Origin of the sequence: Martinezella tropici, from assembly GCF_008370325.1 — a bacterium.
Classification (GTDB): domain Bacteria; phylum Pseudomonadota; class Alphaproteobacteria; order Rhizobiales; family Rhizobiaceae; genus Rhizobium; species Rhizobium tropici_B.
In genome coordinates, this window is record NZ_VNIP01000029.1 from 1 (window position 1) to 4,166 (window position 4,166).

Below are 4,166 nucleotides of genomic sequence, written 5' to 3' on the forward strand. Positions count from 1 at the left end.
ACGTCACCGTCCAGGCCGACATCATCGACGTGTTGCTGTCGTTGCAGGCAAATCTTGGCCTGACCTACGTGTTCGTTTCCCACGACTTGGCCCTGGTACGTCAGCTCGCCCACACCGTCTCGGTGATGCAGCGTGGCCGCATCGTCGAACACGGGACCGTCAGCGATATCTTCCACAACCCGCAACACCCCTATACGGCATCGCTTCTGGGATCGATCCCCTCCGGCATCGCAGCTCCGTCCCGCGTGCCACAGACGGATCCGGAGCGGGCTCTTCGCAAGGAAAAGATTGCATGACCATTGCTGCGGCCGCCAGCACCCTTCCCGCGTCGTTCCGACCGAAGCAGCGGTTGGGCTTCAACACCCGGGTCTCGTTCAACGACGAGGCCGGGCCGGCTCAAGGGTTGCGTGACGGGATCGAGCTCTTCAAACAGGCCGAGCGGCTTGGCTACCAGTCAGGCTGGGCCTATCAGCGACACTTCGACCATTATCTGTCTTCGCCGCTTCCTTTCTTCGCGGCCGTCGGACAGCATACCAGCCGCATCACGCTTGGATCGGCGGTCATCCCGATGCGCTACCAGGATCCGATCCTGCTTGCGGAGGCGGCCGGCACGACGGATCTGCTGATCGATGGCCGGCTTGAACTCGCTATCTCAACCGGCGCCAATGGCGCCTTCGATGCCGTGTTCGGCGCTGTCGATGCCGACGCACGCACGGAAGCGAAACGCCGGCAAGCACGCTTCCTTTCCGCAATCGCAGGCGACGTCCTGCACACGGTCGCCGAGCCGGGCCAGGGCGCGCCGCAAGGCGCAGAACTCCGCGTGACGCCACATAGCCCGACCCTGCGGGCCCGCATCCGGCAAGGCTCGGCCAGTCTAAGCTCAGCCGTGCAGGCGGCCGAACTCGGCATCGGGCTGATCTCGGGGACGGTCGTGCACGACCAGGCCGAGGGGGAGACGTTCGGGCAATATCAGGCCCGCATCATCGAGACCTTCCGCTCTACCTGGCGCAAGACTTGGGCAACCGAGCCGCCACCCGTGGCCGTCGCCGCCTCGATCCTCGTCGGCACCAGCGCAGAGCTGCGGGAAAAGTACGCCGCCTATGATCTCGAGCGTCGCACCAAGGGAATTGCCGCATCGCGTCCCAAGGGTGCGCTCGAGCCTCCCAGCCAGCCTGCCGGCATCCTGATTTCGCCTGTCTTCCAAGGTACGCCCGACCAGGTGATCGAGGCGGTGTTCAATGATCCAGGCTTGGCCGCCGCAGACGAGATCGTGCTCTTTCTGCCACCTGCTTTTAGGCTTGGCGAGAATATACAGCTGTTGACCGATCTGGCGGCAACGGTTGCTCCAGCGCTTGGGTGGTCGCCTGCCGAGGCTTTGTGAGGTCGGTCGAACTTCGTCACGTTGCCTCAGTGCTACCTCATCCGCGAGAGCAGCGAATATTTTCTATATATTCAATAGAAAAAGAAAGACCTGTCTTCCTCGCCTCATCGCCGCGACTTAACCTTCCCCCATTGTTCGGAAGCCTATAGGAGCTCACATGGCCGCGGAATTCATCAGCGTTAGCTTTCCCAACGCGTCGAACGACCTCAACCCCATTCCCGACGCCCCTGTGGATCCGGGTTTTCTCGAGCGCTACGCACGAGCCCTCGACGACTACGGGTTCAACTATACGCTGATCCCCTACTCCTCATCCTCGTTCGACCCCTTCACGATCGGGGCCACGGTGCTCGCGCATACGAAGCACATCAAGATCATCGTCGCGCTCAGGCCGAACACGGTCTATCCGACGGTCGCGGCCAAATCACTCGCAACCCTCGATCAGTTGAGCGGCGGTCGTGTGGTCGTTCACTTCATCGCCGGCGGCAGCGACGAAGAGCAGGCGCGTGAAGGCGACTTCCTCAACAAGGAAGAGCGCTATGAACGGCAGGAAGAATATATCCGCATCCTGCGCCTGGCGTGGGCATCGACGGAACCTTTCGACTTCGATGGCAAATATTATCAGTTCAAGCAATTCCGCAGCGCGGTGCGCCCGACCAATGGACTCATTCCAATTTCGCTCGGCGGCTCGTCGGACGCCGCCTATCGCATTGGCGGTTCGCTGTGCGACATCTTCGGCCTCTGGGGCGAGCCGCTCGCGGAAACGAAACAGCAGATCGAGCGGATCTACGCGGAAGCCGCAAAGGCAGGTCGAACGGACCGCCCGCGCATCTGGGTCACCTTCCGGCCGATCGTGGCTGAGACCGACGATCTGGCATGGGAAAAGGCGCATCGCGTCCTCGACCAACTGAACGCCAACCGCCAGAAGGGGTTGGCACGTGCTCCGATCAATGCCACTCCGCCGGCCAATGTCGGTTCCCAGCGTCTCCTGGAGATTGCCAAGCGCGGCGATGTCCATGACCGCGCCTTGTGGTACCCGACCGTCACGGCCACGAATGCCAGCGGCGCGACCACCGCGCTTGTGGGTTCACCGCGCACGATCGCCGATTCCATTCTCGATTACATCGATCTTGGTGCCGATCTGATCTCCATCCGCGGTTATGACAATTACAACGATGCCGTCGACTACGGGCGTTACATCCTTCCGCTCGTGCGGGAGGGCATTCGCGAACGCGAGGATGCGAAGAAGAAAAACGCGGCGTAATGCGTGGGCCTAGCGCCCAACACCGAGCAGATGACCTTCTCTAACGACAACCTGAACTATCCGCCCCTCTCGTGATGACGCACCCTCGACAGCTAGAAGGTCTTGAGCCGTATGTCCTATGATCCAACCGTCCTAGACGCGACTGTGAACGTTCTCGCCGAAGCCGCACCCGACGCGGACCAGACCGGGCAATTTCCCTGGGCCGGTATTCGTGCCGTGCACGAGAGCGGGCTCCTCGAAAGCACCGTTGCAACGCGCTATGGCGGCAAAGGCGCTGCGCTGAGCGACGCCGCTTATATTCTGGCGGCATTGGGACGGGGTGATCCTTCGGTGGCCTTGATCAGCGCTATGACGATCTTCACCCATCTCGGCCAGGCGACGAAAAATCATTGGCCGGACGATCTCTACAGGCACCTCCTGAGCGAAGCGAAGCAGAGGCCGCTATTGCTGAATGCCGCCCGCGTCGAGCCGGAGCTGGGATCACCGGCGCGTGGCGGCCTGCCTGCGACACTCGCGCGCCGCACGGCGAATGGCTGGTCGATCACGGGGCGCAAACGCTTCGTGACAGGTGCATACGGTCTCACCCATTTCCTTGTCTGGGCGCATACCGATGAGACGCCTGCACGCGTCGGGACCTTCGTGGTGCCGAATGGATTGCCGGGCATTCAGGTGATCGAGAACTGGAAAAGCCTCGGCATGCGCGCCTCAGGATCGCATGATGTGGAGTATATCGATGTCGAAATTCCCGGGGAAAACGTACTCGAACTCGTCGATCCCTCGGTTGCCCAGCAGGACAATCGGGCGCATGCGGCGATCAACCTGGCTCTGACGGCAATCTATCTCGGCGCCGCCGAAGCCGCGCAGGAGGCATTCATTCGTTTCGCCCATGAACGTGTGCCCGCCAATCTCGGTCACCCCATCGCTCGCACCGAGCGCTTCATGACACTCTCCGGCGAAATCGACCTGCTCGTCGCCGGCGCCCGCCAGATCATCTTTGGCGCGCTGGACGGCAACCATGGTGATGCGGAGATCTTCATAAGGGCCAGGCTCATCGCGGGACGGCAAATCCGCGAGGCCGTGCAGATCGCGGTTCGTGGCATCGGCAATCCAGGTCTCAACGCCGATCTCGGCCTCGAACGACATTTTCGCGATATTCAGTCCGTGCTCATCCATGCTCCGCAGGAAGATACATCCATCTCGATATTGGGCCGCGCTGCCTTCGACAAATGGAACCGGGCCGAGCTCGCTCAAACAGCGCGCGGGCCGGCCGTACCCGTTCTGAAAACGGCCTGACGGGAGCGCATTAGCGTTGCCGCTCCTTGATTATCGCGAACGCATTTTTGGAAGGAACGCGAATGAGCAACAATTTGATCGTTGGCTTCTCAGGTGACTCGTGGAAAGCGTGACAGAAGCGCTGGGATCGCTTGAAGCGACGGCAGATATTCTGGCGCAAGGAGGCTTTTCGCCTCGCCCATTCGAGGGTGGCCTGCTCGTTGATGCCGATGCCGCCAATGGAGTCGCGCT

At 61.5% G+C, this 4,166-nt stretch carries 4 protein-coding genes and 1 pseudogene; 4 read left to right on the plus strand and 1 reads right to left on the minus strand.

The features are described 5' to 3' along the window. From FP026_RS29960 to FP026_RS29975, 4 genes and pseudogenes are all read left to right on the plus strand, one after another. Positions 1-296 (plus strand): annotated as a pseudogene (locus tag FP026_RS29960) (ABC transporter ATP-binding protein); the annotation flags it as partial. Then, the gene (locus tag FP026_RS29965; protein ID WP_149637713.1) at positions 293-1,381 is read left to right on the plus strand and encodes an LLM class flavin-dependent oxidoreductase; all 1,089 of its coding nucleotides are present in this window, start codon (positions 293-295) and stop codon (positions 1,379-1,381) included. The pseudogene FP026_RS29960 and the gene FP026_RS29965, both read left to right, overlap by 4 nt. 157 nt (positions 1,382-1,538) lie before the next feature. Further along, positions 1,539-2,642, plus strand: a complete 1,104-nt coding sequence (locus FP026_RS29970; protein ID WP_149637712.1) for an LLM class flavin-dependent oxidoreductase — start codon at positions 1,539-1,541, stop codon at positions 2,640-2,642. Between the two features lie 111 nt (positions 2,643-2,753). Next, complete coding sequence (locus tag FP026_RS29975) at positions 2,754-3,935, plus strand: acyl-CoA dehydrogenase family protein (protein WP_149637711.1); 1,182 nt, start codon at positions 2,754-2,756, stop codon at positions 3,933-3,935. A gap of 10 nt (positions 3,936-3,945) precedes the next feature. Here the strand turns inward: FP026_RS29975 and FP026_RS30420 are convergent. Continuing rightward, on the minus strand, positions 3,946-4,166 hold a 221-nt coding region (locus FP026_RS30420; RefSeq protein WP_188112721.1), incomplete at its 5' end, for a hypothetical protein.

Excerpts from the sequence above, each read along its gene's own strand:
- FP026_RS29965 (WP_149637713.1), top strand. The coding sequence starts at position 293 with ATGACCATTGCTGCGGCCGCCAGCACCCTTCCCGCGTCGTTCCGACCG.
- FP026_RS29970 (WP_149637712.1), top strand. The coding sequence starts at position 1,539 with ATGGCCGCGGAATTCATCAGCGTTAGCTTTCCCAACGCGTCGAACGAC.
- FP026_RS29975 (WP_149637711.1), top strand. The coding sequence starts at position 2,754 with ATGTCCTATGATCCAACCGTCCTAGACGCGACTGTGAACGTTCTCGCC.